This window comes from Acetobacter senegalensis (genome assembly GCF_001580995.1).
Taxonomy (GTDB): Bacteria; Pseudomonadota; Alphaproteobacteria; order Acetobacterales; family Acetobacteraceae; genus Acetobacter; species Acetobacter senegalensis.
Genome location: NZ_LHZU01000118.1, coordinates 1 through 25,585, shown reverse-complemented (window position 1 = coordinate 25,585; position 25,585 = coordinate 1). Strand labels below are relative to the sequence as shown.

18 protein-coding genes are annotated in these 25,585 nt (G+C 61.2%); all 18 read left to right on the top strand.

Features of this window, described 5'->3' with window-relative positions:
• The first annotated feature begins 6 nt into the window (after positions 1-6).
• Positions 7-2,070, top strand: coding sequence for a peptidoglycan D,D-transpeptidase FtsI family protein (locus tag AD948_RS06040; protein WP_061471122.1), 2,064 nt, complete (start codon positions 7-9; stop codon positions 2,068-2,070).
• The gene (locus AD948_RS06035) at positions 2,067-3,614 is read left to right on the top strand and encodes a UDP-N-acetylmuramoyl-L-alanyl-D-glutamate--2,6-diaminopimelate ligase (protein WP_156478957.1); all 1,548 of its coding nucleotides are present in this window, start codon (positions 2,067-2,069) and stop codon (positions 3,612-3,614) included. Before AD948_RS06040 ends, AD948_RS06035 begins: the two co-directional genes overlap by 4 nt.
• Positions 3,611-5,002 (top strand): UDP-N-acetylmuramoyl-tripeptide--D-alanyl-D-alanine ligase, encoded by a 1,392-nt coding sequence (locus AD948_RS06030; protein WP_061471121.1) that lies wholly within the window; start codon positions 3,611-3,613, stop codon positions 5,000-5,002. Before AD948_RS06035 ends, AD948_RS06030 begins: the two co-directional genes overlap by 4 nt.
• Before the next feature lies 1 nt (position 5,003).
• A complete protein-coding gene (gene mraY / locus AD948_RS06025) occupies positions 5,004-6,098 on the top strand; it encodes a phospho-N-acetylmuramoyl-pentapeptide-transferase (RefSeq protein ID WP_006558217.1) in 1,095 nt (364 codons plus the stop codon).
• Positions 6,095-7,522, top strand: coding sequence for a UDP-N-acetylmuramoyl-L-alanine--D-glutamate ligase (gene murD / locus AD948_RS06020; RefSeq protein WP_061471120.1), 1,428 nt, complete (start codon positions 6,095-6,097; stop codon positions 7,520-7,522). Before mraY ends, murD begins: the two co-directional genes overlap by 4 nt.
• Positions 7,522-8,688, top strand: coding sequence for an FtsW/RodA/SpoVE family cell cycle protein (locus tag AD948_RS06015; protein ID WP_006558219.1), 1,167 nt, complete (start codon positions 7,522-7,524; stop codon positions 8,686-8,688). The genes murD and AD948_RS06015 overlap by 1 nt, the downstream gene beginning before the upstream one ends.
• Positions 8,685-9,833 (top strand): undecaprenyldiphospho-muramoylpentapeptide beta-N-acetylglucosaminyltransferase, encoded by a 1,149-nt coding sequence (gene murG / locus AD948_RS06010; RefSeq protein ID WP_061471136.1) that lies wholly within the window; start codon positions 8,685-8,687, stop codon positions 9,831-9,833. Before AD948_RS06015 ends, murG begins: the two co-directional genes overlap by 4 nt.
• Positions 9,830-11,263 (top strand): UDP-N-acetylmuramate--L-alanine ligase, encoded by a 1,434-nt coding sequence (murC, locus tag AD948_RS06005; protein ID WP_006558221.1) that lies wholly within the window; start codon positions 9,830-9,832, stop codon positions 11,261-11,263. Before murG ends, murC begins: the two co-directional genes overlap by 4 nt.
• Entirely contained in the window at positions 11,260-12,198 is a 939-nt protein-coding gene (murB, locus tag AD948_RS06000; RefSeq protein ID WP_045542790.1) for a UDP-N-acetylmuramate dehydrogenase, read from the top strand. Before murC ends, murB begins: the two co-directional genes overlap by 4 nt.
• A complete protein-coding gene (locus tag AD948_RS05995) occupies positions 12,195-13,133 on the top strand; it encodes a D-alanine--D-alanine ligase (protein ID WP_061471119.1) in 939 nt (312 codons plus the stop codon). The genes murB and AD948_RS05995 overlap by 4 nt, the downstream gene beginning before the upstream one ends.
• On the top strand, positions 13,133-14,071 hold the full coding sequence (locus AD948_RS05990; protein WP_006558224.1) for a cell division protein FtsQ/DivIB: 939 nt from the start codon (positions 13,133-13,135) through the stop codon (positions 14,069-14,071). Before AD948_RS05995 ends, AD948_RS05990 begins: the two co-directional genes overlap by 1 nt.
• Entirely contained in the window at positions 14,068-15,498 is a 1,431-nt protein-coding gene (gene ftsA / locus AD948_RS05985; protein WP_035380417.1) for a cell division protein FtsA, read from the top strand. Before AD948_RS05990 ends, ftsA begins: the two co-directional genes overlap by 4 nt.
• An 84-nt stretch (positions 15,499-15,582) precedes the next feature.
• The gene (gene ftsZ / locus AD948_RS05980) at positions 15,583-17,103 is read left to right on the top strand and encodes a cell division protein FtsZ (protein WP_061471118.1); all 1,521 of its coding nucleotides are present in this window, start codon (positions 15,583-15,585) and stop codon (positions 17,101-17,103) included.
• 325 nt (positions 17,104-17,428) lie between these two features.
• Positions 17,429-18,409 (top strand): UDP-3-O-acyl-N-acetylglucosamine deacetylase, encoded by a 981-nt coding sequence (lpxC, locus tag AD948_RS05975; protein ID WP_035380420.1) that lies wholly within the window; start codon positions 17,429-17,431, stop codon positions 18,407-18,409.
• 92 nt (positions 18,410-18,501) lie between these two features.
• Positions 18,502-19,509, top strand: coding sequence for an outer membrane protein assembly factor BamD (locus AD948_RS05970; RefSeq protein ID WP_006558229.1), 1,008 nt, complete (start codon positions 18,502-18,504; stop codon positions 19,507-19,509).
• 171 nt (positions 19,510-19,680) lie between these two features.
• The gene (recN, locus tag AD948_RS05965; RefSeq protein WP_061471135.1) at positions 19,681-21,402 is read left to right on the top strand and encodes a DNA repair protein RecN; all 1,722 of its coding nucleotides are present in this window, start codon (positions 19,681-19,683) and stop codon (positions 21,400-21,402) included.
• Positions 21,395-23,482: an NAD-dependent DNA ligase LigA gene (gene ligA, locus AD948_RS05960; RefSeq protein ID WP_006558231.1), complete on the top strand. Its 2,088-nt coding sequence runs from the start codon at positions 21,395-21,397 to the stop codon at positions 23,480-23,482. Before recN ends, ligA begins: the two co-directional genes overlap by 8 nt.
• A gap of 210 nt (positions 23,483-23,692) precedes the next feature.
• The coding region (gene ppdK / locus AD948_RS05955; protein WP_061471117.1) for a pyruvate, phosphate dikinase at positions 23,693-25,585 on the top strand (1,893 nt) is incomplete at its 3' end.

The following is a 25,585-nucleotide window of genomic DNA, read 5'->3' as shown; positions in this document are numbered from 1 at the left end:
CCCGCAATGGCCCTACCGCCGCACGAACCTGAAAACACCTCCCCTGTGGGGCGCACTGTGCGCGTCACGGGTGATGACCTTCGTGCGCGGACCCATCGGGATCAGATGCATGTCAGACTTCTGGGGGTAGCAGGCGGCTTTTGCGTGCTGTTTGCGGTTGTGGCCGTCAAGCTGACCATCGCCACCGTACTGCACCCCATGGCACCTGAAAAACGCCAGATTGCGCCTCAGGTTCCTGAAATTCCAAAGATCGACCCCAAAGCCAGTCTTGCGGGAGATTTCTCTCTGCCGCAGGTGCATCGCGCCTCCATTGTGGACCGCAATGGCCAGACGCTTGCCCTTTCCCTGCCGGTGGCACAGGTATACGCCAACCCGCAGGAACTGATTGACCCGCAGGATGTGACACAAAAGCTGAAATCCGTTCTGAAAGATCTGGATGAAGCCGAGACTGTGCGCAGGCTCTCCCTGCCCAAACAGTTTGTTTATATCGCCCGCAACATCTCGCCCCAGCAGGAACTGGCCATCAACAGTCTGGGTATTCCCGGCATCTATTTTGAACCGGGTGAACGCCGCCATTATCCGCTTGGCCACATGGCCGCCCAGATCATGGGCACGGTGGATATTGATGATCACGGCGTGGCTGGTGTGGAGCGCTATTTTGACAAGCGCCTGATGTCTGACCACCGCCCGCTGCGGCTTTCACTGGACGTACGCGTGCAGTCCGTAGTGCGGGATGAACTGGCCAACGCCATGACCACATTCCAAGCCATTGGGGCGTGCGCCATTGTGATGGACGTGCACACTGGCGAGATTGTCGCCATGGTCAGCCTGCCTGATTATGACGCGAACGAATTCAACCACGCCACCAATGATGCCCGCTTCAACCGGGCCGTGACCGGGCTGTATGAGCCTGGCTCCACCTTCAAGCTGCAAACGGCGGCCATGGGGCTGGAAACCGGCACCATTCATATCTGGGACCGCTTTTCTTCCGTGCCGATCCATGTGGGCCGCTTCAAGATTTCCGACATGAAGAGCGATCATTTCAGTGAGTGGCTGACGCTGCCTGAAGTGATGGCCTATTCCTCCAACCCGGCAGCGGCCCACATCGCATTGGATGTTGGCGGCAAGAAGCAGGCGGAATGGATGCGCAACATGGGCTTTTTTGCGCCTGTGCCGGTGGAACTGCCAGAAGCCGCCCGCCCGCTGGTGCCGCACCAGTGGAGTATTTCCACCACCATGACCGTCGGCTTCGGGCACGGTATGGCAGAACCGCCACTGGCCATTGTGCGCGGCACCGCTGCAACAGTGAATGGTGGCATTCTGCTGAAACCCACCCTGCTTGAACGGGAAGATGCCGCCGCCGCCATGGCTGGCAATGCCCCAGACAATCCGCTGGCTCAGGGCGTGCAGACTGCGGCCCTTGAGCAGGCCGTTGCCCAGCCCAAGCCCGCTGCGGCGGCAGAAACGCCCACCGCCCAAACCGATACTGGAGAAGAGCCTCTTCCGGCACCGGAAGGCATGCGCGTGATCTCGGAGAAGAATTCCTCTCTGTTGCGTCGCCTGCTGCGGCTGGATGTCACCAGCGGCACTGGACGCACGGCGGAATCTCCCGGCTATTTTGTGGGCGGTAAAACCGGCACAGCAGAAAAGATCGGCCCGCATGGTGGCTATCTGAAGCACGTCAATATCTCGGCCTTTACGGGCATTTTCCCCATGAATACGCCGCGCTACGCCGTGTACGTCATGCTGGATAGCCCCAAGCCCACACCGCAGACCCACGGATGGACAACGGCTGGCTGGAACGCAGCACCTACTGTTTCCAAGATTATCTCCCGCATTGGCCCGATGCTTCAGATCTTCCCGGATACGGCGCATGCAGCGGAAATTGACGCCGCCATGGCGCTGCCCATGCACCCACCCGTGCCGCGTGGCGTAAGGCCTCTGGGGCCGGGCAATGACCCCGGTGATCCGCGCAAGGCGGAGGCTGCCCGCAAGGCAGAAAAAGCGGCTGAAAAACAGAAGCTGGCCGAACTGAAGAAACAACACGGAAGCGAGGTTATGGACGAATGAGCCTTTCCCTGTCCTCATTACGCCATATCGCTGGTCTGACTGACGCAGAACTGCACGCCACAGGACTGTCTGACGGCCACCCGTCTGATACCCTGAGCGGGAACGTAAGCGTAACGGCCATTACGGCAGACAGCCGTGCTGTAACGCCCGGCACGCTGTTTGCCGCCGTGCCCGGTGCAAAAGCCGATGGACGTGCCTTTATTGCCAGCGCGGTTGAAAAAGGGGCCGTTGCCGTGCTGGCCCCCACTGGCACCACATGGCCCGAAAACGTGCCAGAACGCCCGCTTGTATTGACCCCAAACCCACGCCACGCACTGGCGGTGATGGCTGCCGCGCTGGCCGGCCCGCAACCAGAAAACCTTGTGGCCATTACGGGCACCAACGGCAAAACCAGCACCACCGATTTCCTGCGCCAACTATGGACACTGCAAGGACTGAAGGCCGCCGGGCTAGGCACGCTTGGCCTGACGGGGGTGGATCTGCCGCCCATCACCATGCCGGCCCTCACCACACCAGACCCGGTGGCACTCGCCAACGGTTTGGCTGCGTTGGCACGCGCGGGTGTGCAGCATGTCGCGCTGGAAGCATCCTCCCACGGGTTGGAACAGAACCGGCTGGATGGCCTGCATCTTTCCGCCGCTGGCTTTACCAACCTGACGCGTGACCATCTGGATTATCACGGCACGGTAGAGGCTTACCGTGAGGCCAAACTGAAACTGTTTGCTGACCTGCTGCCCAGTGGCCGGATTGCCGCCGCCAATGCAGACATGGACAGCGTGACGCTTGATGCCCTGCGTGCCATTGCCCGCACCCGTAACCTCACCCTGCGCACGGTGGGAGAGGCCGGAGAGACAATACGCCTGATCACGCACACCCCCCTCCCCTCCGGTCAGGAACTGGTGCTGGATGTGGGCGGGCAGAAACACACCCTCTCGCTCGCTTTGCCGGGCCGGTTTCAGGTGGATAATGCCCTGCTGGCCGCAGCCCTTGCCGCACCGGATGATACCGCACTGATGCAGATGGTGGACCTTCTGCCGCAGTTGCAAGGTGTGCGCGGACGGATGGAGCGCGCGGTTGTGCTGCCTAACGGCGCCAGCGCTTATGTTGATTACGCCCACACGCCAGATGCACTGGCCCGCCTTCTGGCCTCGCTGCGTCCGCACGCCCTTGGGCGTCTGATTGTGGTGTTTGGTGCAGGTGGAGACCGTGACAAGGGCAAACGCCCCCTGATGGCGCAGGAAGCTGAACGCGGTGCGGATATTGCCATTATTACGGATGACAACCCCCGCACGGAGGATGCCGCCGCCATTCGTGCCGATGTTAAAGCCGGTGCGCCGGACGCTCTGGAAATTGGGGACCGCCGTGCCGCCATTGCCGAGGCGCTGGCCATGCTCGGCCCGCAGGATGTTCTGGTGGTTGCCGGTAAAGGGCACGAGCAGGGCCAGATTATTGGCACGGAAGTTCATCCGTTTGATGATGTTGACGTTCTGCGCACGCTGGCTGGGCAAAGCCTGGCGAACGCCGCCCCGGCGGCACAGGCATGAGTGTGCTCTGGACGCGGGAGGAACTGGAAGCCGCAACAGGAGGCCAGTTTACAGGAACCCCGCAAAACGATGCGGGTGTTACCGGTATCTCCATTGATACACGCACGCTGGCACCCGGAGACCTGTTTATTGCCCTGAAAGGCGATAACAGTGATGGCCACGCCCATATCGCCATGGCGCTTGAAAAAGGGGCTGCCGCCGTGATGGTGCATGACACCACGGGCCTTGCAGACCCACGCCTGCTGGTTGTGGCGGATACGCAGGAAGCGTTGCAGGCTTTGGGCCATGCCGCCCGCGCCCGGTTTGGGGGCAAGGTGGTGGCCGTTACCGGCAGTGTAGGCAAAACCACCACCAAGGACATGCTTCGCGTGGCCTTGAGCGCCCTTGGCCCGACCCATGCCGCCGTGGCCTCCTACAACAATCATTGGGGTGTGCCGCTTACCCTCGCCCGCCTGCCGCGTGATGCTGCCTATTGCATCAGCGAGATCGGGATGAATCATCCCGGTGAGATTTTGCCTCTGGCCCGCATGGTACGCCCGGATGTGGCGGTTATCACCACCATCGGGTCTGCGCATCTGGGCCATATGGGCAGTCTGGACGCCATTGCGCAGGAAAAAGCGGAGATCATTACCGCCCTGCCTGCTGGTGGCACCGCCATTGTGCCGGACGATGCCCACGGACAGACCATATTCCACGCTGCTGCGCAAAAGGCCCATGCCACCCTGTGGCTCAGCGGCCTGAAGCCGGACAGCTTTGCACATCTGGATACTCTGAACGCGGTAGAAGGTGGTTCCAGCTTTACGGCTCATCTGGGGCAGTCAAGCGTGCCGGTGCGGCTGGAAGCACCCGGTACGCATCTGGCCCGCAATGCGCTGACAGCCCTTGCCGTGTGTGCGGCCTTCGGGGCCGATGTTGCCCGTGCGGCAGCAGCGCTTGCCAGCTTCCGTCCCGGCAAGGGCCGTGGTGCGCTGGCCACCATTGCCGGGGGCGATATCACCTTGCTGGATGAGAGCTATAACGCCTCTGCCGCGTCCATCCGCGCCACGCTGGATGTGCTGCGCCTTCTTCCTGCCTCCCGCCATATTGCCGTTCTGGGCGATATCCGTGAACTGGGAGAGTTTTCCACCGCGGAACATGCGGCACTGGCCCAGCCAGCCGCTGCTTCTGCTGATCTTGTTTTTTGCTGCGGACCTCACATGAAATCCCTTTTTGATGCCCTGCCTGACGCTAAACAGGGCGCATGGGCGGACAACGCCGCCACTCTGGCTCCTCTGGTCTGCGCCGCGCTGCGCAAGGGAGACGCCGTTCTGGTGAAAGGGAGTTTAGGCAGCCGCATGCGGGACGTGATTGCAGCGCTGACCACCCTGAGCGCGGTGGAGCCTGCCTGAGATGCTGTATCTTCTTGCCTCCAATTCCATCCATGACGGGCATCTGCCCCTTTTCAATCTGCTGCGCTACATCACGTTCCGCGCGGGCTGCGCCTGCCTGACGGCGCTGGTGATCAGCCTGCTGATGGGCAAACCGCTGATTGCCATGCTGCGGCGCATCCAGCGTGGTGGGCAGCCCATCCGCGCCCTTGGGCCGGAGCGGCACCTGCTGGAAAAAACCGGCACCCCCACCATGGGCGGTGTGCTGATCCTGTTCTCTCTCACGCTGTCTGTACTGGTGTGGGGAGATTTGCAGAACGGGTTTGTGTGGGCCGTGCTGCTGACCACGCTGGCGTTTGGCGCGGTGGGCTTTGCGGATGATTACCTCAAGCTCTCCCGCCGCAATACAGACGGCGTTTCCAAACGCACGCGGCTGGGGTGTGAATTTGCAACCTCCCTGTTGTGTGGCTGGTGGCTGCAATCCCTGATGCCAGCAGATCTTGCCAACATGGTGGCCTTTCCGTTTGTAAAAGACCTGCTGCTGCCCTTGGGGTTCGCCTTTCCCATCTTCGCCATGATCACCATTACCGGTTTTGGCAACGCCGTGAACTTCACGGATGGGCTGGACGGACTGGCCATTGTACCCGTGGTGATTGCCGCCATGGTGTTTGGCATTCTCTCCTACGTGGTGGGCAACCATGTGTTTGCGGATTACCTGCAGGTGCATGCCGTGCCGGGTACGGGAGAACTGGCGGTTTTCTGCGCCGCTCTGGTCGGGGCCGGGCTGGGCTTTCTGTGGTTCAACGCCCCGCCTGCCTCCGTGTTCATGGGTGATACAGGCTCGCTCTCTCTGGGCGGCGCGCTGGGCGCACTGGCCGTGGCCATCAAGCATGAACTGGTTCTGTGCATTGTGGGGGGGCTGTTTGTGGTGGAAACACTCTCCGTCGTCATTCAGGTGTTCTGGTACAAGCGCACTGGCCGGCGGGTGTTTCTGATGGCCCCCATCCACCACCATTTTGAGAAAAAAGGCTGGGCGGAACCGAAGATCGTGATCCGGTTCTGGATTATTTCCGTCATTCTGGGGATGTGCGGTCTCGCCACATTGAAACTGCGATGAACTCTTTTCCTTCCACGCTCTTCACGGGTCATCATTACGCCGTTCTGGGTTTAGGCCGGAACGGCGTGCCTGCTGTACTGGCTTTGGCCAAGGGCGGTGCCCGTGTGCAGGCGTGGGATGATGGAGAAACCGCCCGCACGGCGCTGGCCCACCAATGCGCCGATCTGCCTGCGGATGTTGCCGCCCGCATAACCTGCGCGCCGATTGAAACACTTACGGGGTTTGACGGGCTTGTGCTCTCCCCCGGTATTCCGCACGTCCTGCCAAAGCCGCACCCGGTCGCCCTGCTGGCCAAGGAAGCAGGCGTGCCTATCCTTTCCGATGCAGAACTGCTGTATCAGGCCGTGCGACGTGCTGGCAGCAAGGCGCGGTTTGCAGGCATTACCGGCACCAACGGCAAATCTACCACCACAACATTGCTGGCCCACATTCTGGCTGAAGTCGGTGTGCCCGTAGCGGCGGGCGGCAACCTTGGCCCCGCAGCCCTTGCATTACCGCTGCTGCCCGATAACGGCGTGTATGTGCTGGAAATGTCCTCCTACATGCTGGAACGGCTGGACACCCTGCGTTTTGATGCCGCCTGCCTGCTGAATCTGACCCCCGATCATCTGGACCGCCACGCTGGCATGGAAGGCTATGCACACGTCAAAACGCGTGTGTTTGCAGGCCAGACAGAAGCCGATCTGGCCGTGATTGGCGTGGAAGACCAATGGTGCCGCGATATCGCTGCCCGCCTGAAAGCTGGTCCGGCCCGCTGCATCACCATTTCCGGCGCGCCTGTCACCCCACCCAGCGATGTGTACGGGCAGGCCAACGCCATATGGCACAATGCCCGGAAAGTGGCGGACATTGGCCCCGCGCTGCCCGGCAGCCACAATGCGGAAAACGCGGCTGCCGCCTATGCCATGGCGTCCTTCCTTGGCATCACGGACAACCAGATTGCCACGGGCCTGCGTACCTTCCCCGGCCTGCCCCACCGCCAGAAAGTTGTGGCCGAGCAGGATGGCGTTGTGTTTGTCGATGACAGCAAGGCCACCAATGCGGATGCGTCTTCCCGCGCGCTGGGCTGTTACGATAAACTGGTGTGGATTGCAGGCGGCATGGCCAAGGAAGGCGGCATCGCCTCTCTCGTGCCCTATTTTCCCCGTATGGCGCATACGTTCCTGATTGGACGCGATGCGGAAGAACTGGCCGCCACGCTAGAGGCCCATAATGCGCCCTATACGGTGGTTGGCACGCTGGAAGCCGCTGTTCCGGCGGCCTACGCCGTGGCACGGCAGACCCAGACCCCGGTGGTGCTGCTCTCCCCCGCCTGCGCCAGTTTTGACCAGTTCTCGGGCTTTGAAGCCCGAGGCCTGCGTTTTCAGGAACTGGCGCGCACGGTCAGCGCCGAGACAACACCGCAGACAGGAAAGAACGGCTGATGCCTGGTTATTCCCGCAGTGATGATTCCGCTCTGGGCCGCTGGTGGCGCAATGTTGACCGCACCACGCTGATCTGTGCGTTCATTCTCATCGGGTTTGGCTACATCCTCATGATGGCCGCAAGCCCGGCGGTTGCCGTGCGCATTGGCGCATCACGCAACATGTTCATCTTCAAACAGATGATGTTCCTTGCCATTGCCGGGGTGATTGTAACCGGGGTTTCCACCCTCTCGCGCAAGGCGGTTCTACGGCTCTCCCTTTTGGGGGGCGCGCTGATGCTGGGGGCCACGGCCCTGACACTGGTGCACGGCATTGAGATCAAGGGCGCACGCCGCTGGATCGCGCTGCCGCTGATGTCCCTCCAGCCTTCCGAATTCCTCAAGCCCTGCTTTGCAGTGGTCACGGGCTGGCTGCTTACCCAGCGGCGGCTGTCCAAATATTTTCCGGGCATGCTGATCGCGTTTGCGCTGTTTGGCGTCATTCTCATGCTGCTGAAATCCCAACCGGATATCGGCATGCTCACGGTTATTACCACCGTGTTCATGACCCAGCTTTTTGTGGATGGGCTAAGCCTTGTGCTGGTGGGCGTGGGCGTGGCCTGCATGATTGGTGCGGGCATTTCCGCTTTCTTCCTGTTCCCGCACGTGCGCTCCCGCGTGGAGCGGTTCATGCACCCCGGCGTGGGGGATCACTACCAGATTGACACCGCCCTGCGCGCGTTTGGCAATGGTGGCCTGACCGGCCGTGGCCCCGGTGAAGGCCGCGTAAAAGACCTTCTGCCCGATGCCCATGCGGACTTCGTGTTTGCTGTGGCAGGCGAGGAATACGGCATGATTGTCTGCATGCTCATTATCCTTGTGTTCGGCGTGATTGTGGTGCGTACCCTGCTGCGGCTGATCCGTGAGGATGACCCGTTTGTGGTCATCTCCGTTACGGGGCTGGTCACGGGTTTTGGGCTTCAGGCCTTTGTGAACATGGCTTCAACCTTGCATCTTATCCCCACCAAGGGCATGACGCTGCCTTTCATCTCCTATGGTGGCTCCTCCGCCATGTCCATCGCTCTGGCGGTTGGCATGGTGCTGGCGCTTACGCGGCACCAGCCTGGCAGCCGCACTCAGATCGGAAACGGCTTCATGACCACTCTCAGACAATGGCGGCCCGCATGAGCACACGCACTATCGTCATTGCCGCCGGAGGGACCGGTGGGCACTTCTTTCCGGCTGAGGCGCTGGCCGATGCGCTGGCCGAACGCGGCCACCATCTGGTGTTGATGACGGACGAACGCGCCGGCAAGCGGACCGAGGGCGTGTTTGCCACCTGCCCGCAATATGTGCTGCGGGGCGCAGGGGTGGCTGGCCGTGGCCCCATCCGGGCGCTGAAGGCCGGCACAACCCTGCTGGCCAGTGCGTGGCAGGCGCGTTCCATCCTGCGCACGATCCAGCCGGATGCCGTTGTGGGGTTTGGCGGCTATCCGTCCGTGCCGCCCCTGCTGGGCGCGCGCCTGCTGGGCCGCAAGCATCCGGCGCTGATCATTCATGAAGGCAATGCCGTTCTGGGCAAGGCCAATGCCGTGCTTTCCCGCTTTGCGGATGTGATCGCCACGTCCTACCCCTCCGTCGCCAAGCTGCCCATGGGGGCCCACACCGCCTTTACCGGCATGCCGGTGCGCCCCGCCATTGCCGCGCTGGCAGGAGAAGGCTTTGTGCCGCCGGGCGAGACACTGAACCTGCTGGTATGGGGTGGTTCTCTGGGCGCTACGGTGTTCGCGCAGGTTGTGCCCGCAGCCCTTGGCAAACTGCCCGATGCCATTCGCGCCCGCCTGCATGTGACCCAACAGGCCCGCAAGGCGGATCTGGATGAGGTACGCAAGGCCTATGCTGATCTGGGTATTCAGGCGCGGGTTGAGCCCTTCCTGAACGATGTGCCCGCCCTGTTGCAGAGCGCGCACCTTGTGATTGGCCGTGCCGGTGGGTCTTCCGTTGCGGAACTGACCACCGCTGGCCGCCCTTCCATTCTGGTACCGCTGCCCATTGCCGCCAGTGATGAGCAGACAGAAAACGCCCGCGCCATCACCACCGCTGGCGCCGGATGGATGATCCGCCAGCCGGATTTCACCCCCGCCGCCCTGGCCTCCCGGCTGGGCGATTTGTTCACGGCTCCGGAAGAGCTGGCGCGGGCTGCGGCCGCCGCAGCCTCTCTCGCCCGACCGGACGCCGCCACCCGTCTGGCCGATGTTGTAGAAGAATGCTTGCACCTTTCCCCCTCGCCCGCCTATCCGACACCACCCAGCCAGACGGAGTTCAGCGCATGAGAGCCCTGCCCCTTTCCATTGGAACCATCCATTTTGTCGGTATTGGCGGCATTGGCATGTCCGGCATTGCAGAAGTGCTCTCCATGCTCGGCTATTCCGTGCAGGGATCGGACATTGCGGAAAACGGCAATGTCAAACGCCTGCGCGCAGCGGGTATTCCCATCGCCATCGGGCATGACGCCGCCAATCTGGGTGATGCGCAGGTGGTTGTGATCTCCACCGCCGTAAGCCGGGACAACCCGGAAGTGGTGGCCGCCCGCAGCCGCCTTATTCCGGTTGTGCGGCGTGCGGAAATGCTGGCCGAACTGATGCGCCTGCGCTGGTCCGTGGCCATTGGCGGCACACATGGCAAAACCACCACCACCAGTCTGGTAGCAGCCGTGCTGGAAGCCGCACAGCTTGACCCCACCGTGATCAATGGCGGGATTATTGAGGCCTACGGCACCAACACCCGCATGGGCAAAGGGGACTGGATGGTGGCCGAAGCAGATGAGAGCGATGGCTCCTTCCTGCGTCTGCCCTCCGTTATTTCCGTTGTGACCAACATGGACCCGGAACATCTGGACCACTGGGGTTCTGCCGAGGCCATGGAAGCGGCGTATGACCAGTTTGTCTCCAACGTGCCGTTCTATGGGTTTGCTGTTCTGTGCATTGATCACCCGGCCGTGCAGCAGATGATCCCGCGCCTGTCCGACCATCGGATTGTCACCTACGGGTTCTCCCCACAGGCTGATGTGCGCGCTGAAAAACTGATCACCGATAAAATGGGCGCAACGTTTGAAGTCACCCTGACGGACCGCGTTACCCGCCGCACCCGCAAGGCTGGCCCCTTCCGCCTGCCCATGCTGGGTTCTCACAACGTGCAGAACGCGCTGGCCGCCATTGCCGTGGCAACGGAAATGGATATCAGCGATGACGTTATCCGCTCCGGTCTGGCCTCCTTCCGGGGGGTCAAGCGCCGCTTTACCCGCACGGGTGAAGCCGGTGGCATTACCGTGATTGATGATTACGGCCACCACCCTGTTGAAATTGCCGCCGTGCTCAAAGCTGCACGGCAGGCCGGGGCCAACCGCGTGATTGCCGTCATGCAGCCGCACCGTTACTCCCGCCTGCAAATGCTGTTCTCTGATTTCTGCACCTGCATGAATGATGCGGACACCGTGATTGTGGCCGATATCTACGCTGCCGGGGAAAACCCGATTGAAGGCGTTGACCGTGACGTGCTGATTGAAGGGCTGCGTGAACGCGGCCATCGTTCCGTAGTGCCGCTCTCCAGCCCGGACCATCTGGCGGAAATGGTAAACGCCATCGCCAAACCCGGTGATTATGTTGTGTGCCTTGGTGCAGGCACCATCACCAACTGGGCGCAGGCGCTGCCCGCACAGCTTGCCGCGCTACAGGCTACGGCCAAAGGCGGACGCGCGGCATGAGTGCCGTCACCATGACAGATCTGGTGCAACAGGCGTTTGATGGCGCACGGGGGCGGGTCACGCCTCAGGCTCCGTTGGGGCCCCGCACGTGGTTCCGTGTGGGGGGCGCAGCGGAATGGCTGTTTCAACCTGCGGATACGCAGGATCTGGCTGCCGTCATGCAGAAGCTCTCGCCAGAACTGCCCGTCACGGCGCTGGGGGCATGCTCCAACGTGATCATCCGGGATGGCGGGCTGGACGGCATTGTAGTGCGTCTGGCACGCGGCTTTGCCGATGTTGTGGTGGAAGACGATGGTCTGGTGGTGGGGGCCGCGTGCCTGGACGCCACCGTAGCAGAACACGCCGCACAGGCAGGGCTGGCAGGGCTGGAATTTCTGGCCGGTATCCCCGGCTCCATTGGTGGTGCTGTGCGCATGAACGCGGGCGCTTATGGTTCGGACATCGCCACGGTGCTGGACTGGGCTGAAATTGTCACGCGGGATGGCAGCATTGTTACTCTGGAAGCCGGAGCCCTGAATTTTGGCTACCGCCGCTCGGGCCTGCCGGAGGGAGCGTTTGTTACGCGCGCGCGCCTGCGAGGCACCCCTGCCAACCCAGCTGATGTTTCCGCCCGCATTGCGGATGTCCGGGCCGCGCGTGAACAGTCACAGCCTGTGCGGGCCAGAACAGGTGGCTCCACCTTTCGCAACCCGGACCCGGATGTGTCCCCCCGCAAGGCGTGGGAACTGATTGACGCTGCCGGATGCCGTGGCCTGACTTTGGGCGGCGCGCAGGTGAGCGAAAAACATTGCAACTTCCTGATCAATACCGGCTCCGCCACTGCGGCGGATCTTGAGGCGCTGGGGGAAGAAGTGCGCAAGCGTGTGGCCCAGAACGCGGGTGTCACGCTGCATTGGGAAATCAAACGCATTGGCAAGGCAGGAACCCCGGCATGAGCAACCCTAAACGTGTGACGGTTCTGACGGGGGGTATCTCCTCCGAACGTGAGGTCAGTCTGGCATCGGGCAAGGGAATTACCGCCGCCCTGCGCACTTTGGGCCATACCGTAACGGAACTGGATGCCGGGGCGGATCTGGCTGCGCTTGTTAATGATCTGACTGCCCAGAAACCGGATGTTGTGTTCAACGCCCTGCATGGTCGCCTGGGGGAAGACGGGTGTATTCAGGGCGTGCTGGAATGGATGGGCCTGCCCTACACCCATTCCGGCGTGCGCGCCTCCGCCACCGCCATGGACAAGGCCGCCGCCCGCGCCGTGTTCCTCTCCGCCGGGCTGCCCGTGGCGGAAGGCAAGGTGATTGCCATTGAAGAACTGGAAGCCGCAGACCCGCTGCCCGCCCCGTATGTGGTCAAACCCGTAAGCGAAGGGTCTTCCGTTGGGGTGTCGATTGTGCGCAAGGGCTCCAACATTCGGGAAAGCATTGTGCAAAGCTGGCGTTATGGCCCGCACGCCCTGGTGGAAGAATTCATTCCGGGCCGTGAAATCACCGTTGGCGTTCTGGGAGATCGCGCCCTGACAGTCACGGATATCACCCCCACCCCCGGCAAGGGGCATGATTTCTATGATTATGACGCCAAATACAAAGCGGGCGGTTCTTCCCACACGCTGCCAGCACAAATAGACCCGGCGGTGGCGGAACAGGCGTGTGCCATTGCCGTGGCCGCACATCAGGCGCTGGGATGTTCCGGCGCATCCCGCTCTGATTTCCGGCTGGATGACACCGGCAGCGGCCCGGCGCGGGTTGTGCTGCTGGAAGTGAACACCCAGCCCGGCATGACGGAAACATCCCTGCTGCCAGAACAGGCGGCTTATTGTGGCATCAGTTACCCGGAACTGTGCGGCTGGCTGGTTGAAGAGGCACTTCGCCGCTGATGAGAACCCCGCCTTCCCCTTCTGATCGTCCGTCACGCCTTGGCCTGTTCGCCCGGCGGCAAAAGCGGCTGCTGCGGCCTTTGGCCGGGCTTCTGGTGCTGGGCGCACTTGGGGGGGCGGGATATCTGTACCTGCAACTGCCGGGCACGCGGGAACAGCTTGCCCCCCTGCGCGACAAACTGCTGAACAAGGCGCCGCTGCGCGTCACCAGTATCAAGATTGATGGCGCGCAACTGACCAGTGAAGACACCATCCGCAAGGCGCTGGGCGTTTCCGTGGGCGAACCGGTACTGAACTTCAGTGTAACGGACGCGCGGGACAGGCTGAACGCCCTGCCTTTTATTGATCATGTTGTGGTGGAACGGCATCTGTCTGGCGAGATTGACGTCCATATTACGGAGCGCCCGCCCTTTGCCGTATGGCAGCACAAAGGGCATTTTGAACTGATAGACCGCCAAGGCAACAAGGTGCCGGATCAGGGCATGACCGGCAAGGATGCAGAAGCCTTCACCAAACTGCCGCTGGTCGTGGGTGACGGTGCGAATGAACCCGCCGCCGCCCTGATTGATGCACTGGCACAGGAGCCGGACGTACGCTCCCGCATGGTTGCGGCCGTGCGCGTGAGCAATCGCCGCTGGAACCTGACGCTGAAAGACGGCGCAACCGTGCTGCTGCCAGAAGGGGAAGAGGTTCCGGCCATTCACCGTCTGGCCAAGCTGCATGCCACCACGCACCTGCTTGACCGCCCGGTGGTGCTGATTGACATGCGCCTGCCAGACCGGCTGACCATTCGGGAAAAACCGCCAGAAGCGGCCCCACAACCAGATTCCTCCGGCAAGGCCGGGCCGGACACCACCCCCGGTCATGCCGCACAACAGAACTCCGCCCAGGGTGGCTCCTCTCACGCCTCAGCCCCCCCGCCGGGAAACCCCACATGAACGACCGCTCACGCTCTTCTTCTCCCAATTTTTCCCTCGGTGGCCGCCCGCGCAAGAAAGGGACACCTGCCTCCTCGTCTTCCAGCCTGCGGATGAGCGGGGATGAAACCATCCTGCCGCTGCCCCCTTCCGAAGCCAACAAACGCCCGCGCACCTGGCGCAGCGGATATTCCGCCGTGCTGGATATCGGGTCCACCAAGATCACGTGCCTGATCGGGCGCGGGGAGATCAATGGCGGCCTGCGGGTGGTTGGCTGCGGCTGGCGACGGTCTGATGGCATCCGCAACGGGGCCATTACGGATCTGCACAAGGCGGAAACCGCCATCCGCGCGACGGTTGGGCAGGCCGAAATGATGGCCGAACGCACCATAGACCGCGTGGTGGTCAACCTCTCCTGCGGGCACCCGGCCAGCCGGTTGTTCAATGTACGTTGGCCCGTGGGCGGACGTGTGGTGACAGAAGCGGACATCCGCCGCGTGGTAACGGAAGGCCGCGTGCAGGCCACGGTGGAAGGGCGGGATGTTGTGCACACCCTGCCCATTGATTTCACGGTGGATGATACAGAAAACGTGGCAGACCCGCGGGGCCACCTGTGTGAAACCCTCAAGGCCCGTCTGCATATTATTGATGCCGCCTCCACCGCGCTGCTGAATCTGGAAACAGTGCTCAGCCGGGCGGAACTGAAGCTGGAAGCGCTCGTTTCTTCTCCCATGGCGTCCGGCCTGTCCGTGCTGGATGCCGACGAACGTGAACTTGGCACAACGGTTATTGAGATGGGTGGTGGCACAACGTCTCTGGCCGTGTTTGGAGAAGGTCAGATTCTGCACACCGCACAGATTGGCGTAGGCGGCCTGCATGTCACACGCGATATTGCACGGGGGCTGAGCACGTCACTGGAGAATGCCGAGCGCCTTAAAACGGTGTATGGCAGCGCGGATCTGGCCTCTGATGTTGAAGATGAACTGCTGACCGTTGAACTGCTGGGCAATGATGTGCCGCAGTTTGAACAGATTTCCCGTGCTCAGTTAGGCCGGATCATCCGTCCCCGGATGGAAGAAACGCTTGAACTGGTGCGGGAGAAACTGGATGGCGCAGGGTTGGGCAATGCCGCCAGTGGTCGCATTGTGTTGACCGGCGGGGCCTCACTTCTTGATGGCATGCGCCCCCTTGCAGAACGTATTCTGGGTTCACCCGCCGCCAAGGGCCGGCATGGACCCGCCTTTACCCGGTCTGTCCGGCTGGGACGGCCCAAGCATATTCTGGGCCTGCCCGAAAAAACCGCAGCGGCGGCAGGGTTCGCCACCGCAGCGGGCCTGCTGTCCTGGGCTGCCAGCGCCGAACGTCCGTTTGGCGATGTGGAGTTCAGGGAAGCCCCGCCATCTGGCTTTTTGCAAAAACTCGTCGCTTTTATTCGTGAGAGAGTTTGATATACTTAAAAGAATATTGACTCATCACGTCACACCGCCCTTCAAAAGATACCGTTTGCCGCTGCCGTTTCCCAGGAGAGACTCATGACACTGAATCTGACCGTTCCACCTCAAAATCACGCTGATTTCTCGCCGAGAATCACAGTCATCGGCGTTGGTGGCGGCGGCACGAACGCAGTGGACAACATGATTACGTCAAACCTTCAGGGCGTGGAATTTGTTGTCGCCAATACAGATGCCCAGAGCCTTGCCAAAAGCCGGGCTGACCGCCGCATCCAGCTTGGCCCGCATCTGACCCACGGGCTGGGTGCTGGCGCAAAGCCAGATGTTGGCCGCGGGGCAGCGGAAGAAGCGGCGGATGAAATTGCACGGTATCTGGACGGCTCGCACATGGTGTTCATCACCACGGGCATGGGCGGTGGCACAGGCACCGGGGCGGCCCCCGTTATTGCGCGCATGGCGCGTGAACGGAACATTCTGACGGTCGGTGTGGTCAGCAAGCCTTTTGACTATGAAGGCAAACGCCGCGCCCTGATTGCAGATGAAGGGATCAAGGAACTTCAGCAGTATGTTGATACGCTGATCGTGATCCCCAACCAGAACCTGTTCCGCGTTGCCAGTGAACGTACGACCCTGCGTGAAGCCTATAAGATGGCTGACCATGTTCTTTACATGGGCGTGCGTGGCGTGACCGATCTGATGATGGCCCCCGGCTACATCAACCTGGACTTTGCCGATATCCGCAGCGTAATGGCGGAAATGGGCAAGGCCATGATGGGCACCGGCGAGGCCGAAGGCGAAAACCGCGCCATTGAGGCCGCTGAAGCCGCCATTGCCAACCCGCTGCTTGAAGATTCCTCCATGTCTGGCGCACAGGGCCTGCTGGTGAACATCACCGGTGGCGAAGACATGACCCTGTTTGAAGTTGAAGAAGCCGCCAAGCGCATCGGGCGTGAAGTGGCCGAAGGCGCAAACATGATCTGGGGCTCCATTATTGATGACAACATGGATGGCAAGATCCGTGTGTCCGTTGTGGCGACCGGCATTGACATGAAGCCCCCTGCTCCGGAACGCCTGCATCTGGTGCCTGCTGATGCAGAAACACCGCAGGAAGCCCCTGCAGCAACTGGTGCTGGTCAGGCTCCGTCCACCAACACGGCTGCTCAGGCCGCACCGGAAGCCAGCGCCCCCCAGCAGCCGCGCGCCGCAGCACCGGCCCAGCCGCAGTATCAGGCTCCTCAGGGTGGCACGTCCCGCGTGGCCCCGCCGCCTGCGCACAGCATTCCGGGCCAGATTCCGCCCGCAGCAGCACCGCAGCAGCCACAGCCCGCGGCCCGGCCTATCCCGTCTCCGCGTTCTGGTCTGTTCACGGAAACACCGCGTTCGTCTTATCAGCCGGACCCCACGCCGCCTTCTTCCCGCAGCCTGTTCGGGCGCGTAACGGGTGCGTTCCGCCGGAGCACCGGCATGGATGAACCTCGGAACGAACCGGCAGCATCCGCACCCCGCCCCACCATCAGCCCGGCAGATCAGGGCCCAAGCGTGCGGCAGGCCGATACGGATGACACGGGGCTGGAAATCCCGACCTTCCTGCGCCGTCAGTAATTTTTTCCGTTCGTTTCTTTTTTCTGGCGCGCTGCTCCTTACAGGGCAGCGCGTTTTTTAGAGGCCGCTTGAACAGTCCGCAGCGTCAGACTGGTGACTATTTGTTGTAGCCGAAAAGGCGGTTTTTAAGGGCCGATACGGACATATCGGAACAAAAAAACACCATTTTTCAGGCGCAACGAACATCCACCGGCCCGATTGGGCAGACTTTTTAAACAGCCTCTCAATGTAATAGATGGCAATAATCATTGACTCGCCAGAACATCTCGCTGGCTTTAGCGTTAAGCTGCAAAGTTTTTCACTCTAGCAGGAAAACGTCAGAGCCATGGACAGTCTCCTGATGGAACCGATTACTCTTTCCACCACTCCGGAAACGTATGCGGTTCCCACTCATAACCGGGCCAGAACGGTCAAGGCCGTGCAGCATACTTTGCATCACTCCATCTCCAGCGTAGGGACGGGGTTGCATACAGGCGCGCCGATCAACCTGACCCTGAGACCAGCCCCTGTTGGCCATGGCATTGTTTTCCAGCGGACCGACCTGAACGCCGCGCCCCTGCCTGCCCGATTCGATTACGTGGTGGACACGCGCCTGAGCACCGTTGTGGGGGAAGCGGGCAACCCCGCAAACCGCATTGCCACCATTGAACATCTGATGGCGGCCTTCCATGGCTGCGGCATTGATAACGCCCTTGTTCTGGTGGACGGGCCGGAAATTCCCGTTTTTGATGGCTCGGCCGCTGACTTTGTTTTTCTGCTGGATTGCGCTGGTCGTGTGCCTCAGGACGCCGTACGGCAGAGCATTGAAGTGCTGCGCCCTATCCGGGTAGAGCAGAACGGAGCCTTTGTTGAACTCCGCCCCTCCACGACCCAAACGTTGCATCTGTCGCTTCAGATTGACTTTGCCGCCGCCGCCATTGGCAAGCAGGATTATGCGCTGGAACTGACACCAGCCACCTTCCGCCATCAACTGGCCCGCAGCCGCACCTTTACCCTGCGGCAGGAAATAGAAGCCCTGCACAAGGCCGGTCTGGCCCGTGGTGGTTCGCTGGAAAACGCCATTGTTGTTGATGGAGACCAGATTCTCAATCCCTCCGGCCTGCGGTGCCCGGATGAATTCATCCGCCACAAGGTGATGGACGCGGTAGGAGATCTGTATCTGGCGGGTGCCCCCATCAAGGGCGCATTCACTGGCCATCGGTCCGGCCATAGCCTGAACAACAAGGTTCTGCGCTCCCTGTTTGCTGATCCGTCAGCATGGCGCTTTACCCCGCCTTCCGCCGTTTCTGCGCGGGTGGCTGCGTAAGAACATTAGAGAGAAAGCGCACAGACCATCTTTCCTTCCCTTTCCTTGCTCGCTATGCGTGCTATAAGACAGCTTCAAATTGAAGAGCCGGGATGTCTGTGAGCGTTATCAACCCTCTTTCCGTTCGCTGCCGCATACGCCATCTGGTGTCGGCCAGTCTGCTGTTGGGCTTGTCCGGTTGCGGGCTGTTCGGGCACGAGAAAGCGCCCCCAGTTCCAAAACTGGCTTCGGCTGAAACGCTGTATAATAACGGTATTGATGCCTTGCGCACCCGCCGTTACACGCTGGCCGCAGCCGAGTTTGAGGTGCTCCAGCAGAACTATCCCTATTCAGGTTATGTTGCCAACGCGCAGCTTATGGAAGGCTATTCCTATTACCTGAAGGGTAAGTATCCGGAAGCCGTGCAGCAGTTGAACCGCTTCATCGGCCTGCACCCTACCAGTGCGGACGCCGCCTACGCCTATTACCTGCGTGCCCTGTGCTTCTATGAACAGATTGCCGATGTGCAGCGTGACCAGCAGGGCACCGTGGAATCCATGGATGCGCTGGAGGAAGTAATTACCCGCTTCCCGCAGTCCAAATACGCACGAGATGCGCAGCTCAAGATCGACCTGTGCCGTGACCATCTGGCCGGTAAGGAAATGCTGGTAGGCCGCTATTACCAGCAGGAACGCAACTATGAAGCCGCCATCAACCGCTACCAGCGCGTTGTGGAAGACTTCCAGACCACCAACCACGTGCCCGAAGCGCTGGAACGTATGGTGGAAGTCTATCTTGATCTGGGGCTGACAGATCAGGCCCGTAAATCCGGTATTGTGCTGGGCTACAACTACCCCGGCAGCAAATGGTACCGCTTTGCTTACAGCAACCTCAAGCGTTACAAACTGCTGAGCGACAACTTCCCCGTTCCGGGCAAGCTGATTACCGCCCCCAAGGCCCCTGCCGCCACAACCACACCGCCTACGGCAGCCGGTGCGGCCCCTGCGCCTTCGGCCCTTGGTCAGCAACCGGGTGCGGCACAGCCCATGGATATTCAGAAAGCGCCGGTTGCACCGGTCAAGGCCGAGCCCGCACCACCAGATCAGGCCCGCGTGCTCTGAGCCTGAACGTGCTCACGCCAACATTTTCCACAAAAGGGGCAGGCTGCGGTCTGCCCCTTTTTGTTTCTGTTCTCTTTCCGTTCGCCTATTTTTTTTATAGAACGCTTCAAGGCGGTTAACACACCACCGCTTCAGAGATTGTCTTCGTCAGATTTTCAGACCGGACCCATCATGCTGACAAACCTTTCCATCAGGGATGTGGTGCTTATCGAGGCGCTGGACCTTTCCCTGCACGCAGGCTTCACAGCGCTTACCGGGGAAACCGGTGCCGGGAAATCCATCCTGCTTGACAGTCTGGGGCTGGCGCTGGGGGAACGGGCCAGTGCTGGCTTGGTGCGCGCGGGCGCCGATGAGGCCCGTGTGACCGCCAGTTTTGACGTGCCACTTGATCACCCCGCCTATGCGCTGCTGAACGAACAGGGGATTCCGGCCGAAGCCGGGGAGCCCCTGATGCTCCGCCGTATTATTTCAAAGGAAGGCCGGTCCCGCGCATGGGTGAATGATCAGGCCGTGGGCATCACGCTCATGCGTCGCGTGGCTGTCACCCTGGTGGAAATTCAGGGCCAGCACGAGCAGATGGGGCTTGCCGATTCCAGCACCCATCGCGGATTGCTGGACGCCTATGGCGTGGGGTCTTCCCTGCTCACGGATGTAACACGCGCTTACGTGACATGGCAGAAACTGATTACCGAACTGGAAACCGCACGCAGAAATCTTCAGGAAGCCGCGCGGGAAGAAGAATGGCTGCGGCACACGGTGGACGAACTGTCCACTCTTGCCCCGCAAGCGGGAGAAGAAGACGCTCTGGCCCAGCAGCGCCATGCCCTTCAACAGGCGGAACGACGCGGTGAGGCCATAGCGGCAGCCCAAGCAGAACTGAACCCGCGAGACCGGCGCAATGCTGGCCCAGCGGCGGCCTTACGGGGTGCCAGCCGCGCTCTGCAACGCCTGCTTCCGCCTCCCTCTGCCGAAAAAACGACCCATGACCCGCTGGAGGCCCGCACCAGCGAGGCTCTGGCTGCCCTTGAAGGCGCAGAAAACGCACTGGCGGAAGCAGAAACCCTGCTCTCCCGTCTGGCCGATGAATCGGAAGCCAACCCGCGCCTGCTGGAAGAAGCGGAGGAGCGCCTGTTCGCCCTGCGTGCCGCCGCACGCAAACATGACGTAACAGTCGAAGATCTGCCCGGCCTGCGCGAACGGCTGACCCTCCGGCTGGCGGCACTTGAAACCGGCGTCACGCATCTGGATGCACTGCAACAGGCCATGCAGGAAGCCCGCACGGTGTATGAAACATCCGCCAGACGCCTTTCTGCAGCGCGGGAAAAAGCCGCCCGCAAGCTGGAACAGGCCGTGACCCGTGAACTTAAACCCATCAAACTGGAAAAGGCCCGCTTTCTGGTGGATATCCAGCCCCTGTCCCCTGAAAACTGGAGTGCGCAGGGCATGGAGCAGATTACCTTCCTGATTGCGGCCAACCCCGGCCAGCCGCCCGGCCCACTGGCCAAGGTGGCCTCCGGCGGTGAGCTTTCCCGCCTGATGCTGGCGCTCAAACTGGTGTTGGCGGAGCAATCCGCCATTGGCACCATTGTGTTTGATGAAATTGACGCCGGTGTGGGTGGTGCCACCGCCGCCGCCATTGGGGAACGCCTGCACCGGCTGGCAAGCCGGTCCGTGCAGGTGCTGGCCGTGACACACAGCCCGCAGGTGGCGGCCTGTGCGGATGCCCATCTGCGCATTGGCAAGATTGTACGCAATGGCAATACCGCCACCCACGCCGCACCGCTTGGCATGGAAGAACGGCAGGAAGAAATTGCCCGTATGCTGGCCGGAGACGTGATTACCGATGCCGCCCGCGCCGCCGCCGCCAGCCTGCTTGGACAGAAGAATGACTGAACACCTCGCCCCGACCGAACTGGACGCCGCACAGGCGAAAGCCGAACTCACCCGCCTTGCAGACCTGATAGGCCGTTACAATACCGCCTATTATACGCATGATGCGCCCGAAGTGAGCGACGCTGAATATGACGCCCTGCGCAAACGCTACGATGCCATTGTGGCGCTTCACCCGGAGTCTGAACCGGCAGAAAGTGCAGCCCAGACCGTAGGGGCCGCGCCGGACAATGCTTTTGGCAAGCACCGGCATCTGGTGCCCATGCTCTCTCTGGACAACGTGTTTGATCAGACAGAATTTGAATCCTTCATCAGCCGTGCGACCCGCTTTCTGGGGCTGAGCGAGGCAGATGCCCAGAAGTTGGCCTTTGTGGCCGAACCCAAGATTGACGGGCTTTCCATCAGCCTGACCTATGAAAACGGACGTTTTGTACGGGGCACAACCCGAGGCGATGGCACGGAAGGCGAGGATGTGACCGCCAACCTGCTCACGCTGAAGGATCTACCTCAGCAGCTTGAGGGGCACGCGCCGGAACTGATTGAAATTCGTGGGGAAGTCTTCCTCTCCAAAGAGCATTTTCTGGCTCTGAACGCGGCGCAGGAAGCCATTGGCCGCAAACCCTTCGCCAATCCACGCAACGCAGCCGCGGGCTCCTTACGGCAGCTTGACCCTCGCGTTACCGCCCGCCGCCCTCTTTCTCTGTTCGCCTATGCCATGGGCTTCAGTTCAGAAAAGCAGGCCCGCAGCCATTGGGCGTATCTGGAACAGTTGCGGGCATGGGGATTTCCGGTCAATCCGCTTTCCCGCAGGCTGGAAGCGGCCAGTGGTGCCGAAGCTTTTTTTGAAGAGATTGGCCGTGCCCGTGCCGCGCTGAGCTACGATATTGATGGCGTTGTTTACAAGATAGATGATCTGACATTGCAGGAACGTCTGGGCTTTGCCGGGCGCGCGCCCCGCTGGGCGGTGGCGTGGAAGTTCCCGGCAGAGCAGGCCATTACCACCCTGCGGGCCATTGAAATTCAGGTAGGCCGCACCGGCGCCCTGACCCCTGTTGCGCATCTGGACCCCGTCAATGTGGGGGGCGTGCTGGTCATGCGCGCCACGCTGCATAATGAAGACGAAATTGCCCGCAAGGATGTGCGGCCCGGCGATACGGTGCAGATTCAACGCGCAGGTGATGTCATTCCACAAATTCTGGCCGTGGTGCCACCGGGTCCGGATGCACCGCCCCGTGCGGAGCCATTCCACTTCCCTGACCATTGCCCTGCCTGTGGCGCGCTGGCCGTGCGGCCGGAAGGGGAAGCCGTGCGCCGCTGCACAGGGGGCCTGACCTGCCCTGCGCAGATTGTGGAGCGGCTTATCCATTTTGTCTCCCGCAATGCCTTTGACATTGAAGGGCTGGGCGAGCGCAGTATCCGCGAGTTTTATGAGGAAGGGCTGATCCACACCCCTGCGGATATTTTCCGCCTGCACACCCATGCAGAAAGCATCATGAAGCGGGATGGCTGGGGCGAACAGTCTGTGCGTAACCTGATGCAGGCCATAGAAGCGCGCCGCACCATTGCGTTCTCCCGCTTTATCTTCGCGCTGGGAATCCGCCGCATTGGCGAGAGCAACGCCCGCCTGCTGGCGCGCCATTACGGCACGTATGAAAACTGGGTGGCACAGTTGCGCAAGGCCGCCATCATTGGTTCAGACGAACGGCTTGAACTGGGCTCCATCACCGGCATTGGCAGCGTGATCGCGGATGATCTGGTGGCCTTCATGAGCGAGGAGCACAACCTTGCAACATTGGAAGACCTGAGATCGTTCCTGAACATAACAGAGGAAGAACAAACCTCCGGCGGGCCGCTGGCAGGCAAGACCGTCGTGTTTACCGGCACCCTGCACACCCTCACCCGGCAGGAAGCCCGCGCCATGGCGGAGCGGATGGGGGCAAAAGTGTCTGATTCCGTCTCCAAAAAAACGGACCTTGTCATTCTGGGGGAAAAAGCAGGTTCCAAAGCCAAAAAAGCGGCGGAACTCGGCATTGATACGCTGGACGAAGCCGGATGGAACGATTTTTGCGCAAGTCAGGGCTAAGACCGGCCTGAAGCGGGCCTTTGCCCAAAAAGAGTCATTGCCGCGGGAAACAAAACGCGTCATGCTCGTTGCTATCGATGGGGTGGATTAAGTCGTCCAAAATAAAAAAATAAAATCCGTTCGCAGATCGGCCCGTTGCTCCGGTAGTTCCCATCCCCTCGATCGGGGTAGAGCTGGCTCTGCGTTCGCACCAACGAAGTGAACGGCAAAATGACCAAGTGGATCTATAGTTTCGGCGCTGGCCATAATGAAGGCAACGCCGGAATGCGCAATCTCCTCGGCGGCAAAGGGGCCAATCTGGCTGAAATGGCCAACATCGGCCTGCCAGTTCCGCCCGGATTTACAATCACCACTGAAGTCTGCTCCGCCTTTTATGAAAATGGCCGCGCCTACCCGGCAGAGCTGGAATCCCAGATTGAGGATGCCATGGGCCGGGTTGAAAAGGCCATGGGGCTGCGCTTCGGTGATGCCAACGCACCGCTTCTTGTTTCCGTGCGCTCGGGTGCCCGTGTTTCCATGCCCGGCATGATGGACACGGTGCTGAACCTGGGCCTGAATGATGAAACGGTGGAAGGGCTTGTCCGCTCCTCCGGTGATGCCCGCTTTGCGTGGGACAGCTACCGCCGCTTCATCCAGATGTACGGCTCCGTTGTGCTGGGTGTCCCGCACCATCGGTTTGAAGACATTCTGGAACAGGCCAAGCGGGAACTGGGCAAGGAAGATGATACCGCCCTCAGCGCTGAAGACTGGCAGCTTGTGGTCAAGGACTACAAGAGCATTGTTCAGAACGAAACGGGCAAGCCCTTCCCTGAAAACCCGAAGGATCAGCTCTGGGGCGCCATTGGTGCCGTGTTCGGTTCCTGGATGAACCCGCGCGCCAACACCTACCGCAAACTGCATGATATTCCGGCAAGCTGGGGCACGGCTGTCAACGTTCAGTCCATGGTGTTCGGCAACATGGGTGATGACTGCGCCACCGGCGTCTGCTTCACGCGTGATCCCTCCACCGGCGAGAACATTTTCTACGGTGAATACCTGATCAACGCGCAGGGTGAAGACGTGGTGGCGGGTATCCGCACGCCGCAGCCCATGTCCGCCGAGCGCGCTACGCCTGATCAGAACCCCATGGAAAAGGCGCTGCCGCAGGCCTATCAGGAAATGCTGAAGGTGCGCGAACTGCTGGAACGCCACTACAAGGACATGCAGGACATTGAGTTCACGGTGCAGAGCAACAAGCTGTACCTCCTGCAAACCCGTAACGGCAAACGCACCGCCGCAGCCGCACTGCGCATTGCCATTGATATGGCACGCGAAGGTCTGATCACGCAGGAAGACGCCATTACACGCGTGCCGCCCTCCTCGCTTGATCAGCTTCTCCACCCGGTTCTTGACCCCAAGGCCGAGCGCACACAGCTTGCCCGTGGCCTTCCGGCTTCTCCAGGCGCAGCTACCGGCGTGATTGCGTTCTCCGCTGAAGATGTGGAAGACCGTGCCGCCAAGGGTGAAGATGTTATTCTGGTGCGTATCGAAACCTCACCCGAAGACGTGCATGGCATGCACGCCGCCCGTGGTGTGCTGACAACCCGTGGTGGCATGACATCCCACGCGGCCGTGGTGGCCCGTGGTATGGGCCGTGTTTGCGTTGCAGGTGCAGGCAGCATTGCCGTGGACTACAAGGCACAGACACTCAGCGTTGGCGGCCACACCCTGAAGGCTGGTGACTGGATCACGCTGGATGGCGGCACGGGTGCTGTCTATCTGGGCCGTGTTCCCACCATTCCGCCTTCTCTTTCTGGCGATTTCTCCACCCTGATGGGCTGGGCCGATTCCGTGCGTCGTCTGGGCATTCGTGCCAATGCAGAAACGCCGGAAGATGCTGAAACAGCCCGTCGCTTCGGCGCGGAAGGCATTGGCCTGTGCCGTACGGAACACATGTTCTTCGGCCCGGATCGGATTGGCCATGTGCGCCAGATGATCATGACGGAAGAACCGGAAGCCCGTGCCCGTGCCATCGGGGCGCTACTGCCCTTCCAGCGGGATGATTTCTCCGCCCTGTTCCGCATCATGGCGGGGCTGCCCGTCACCATCCGTCTGCTTGACCCG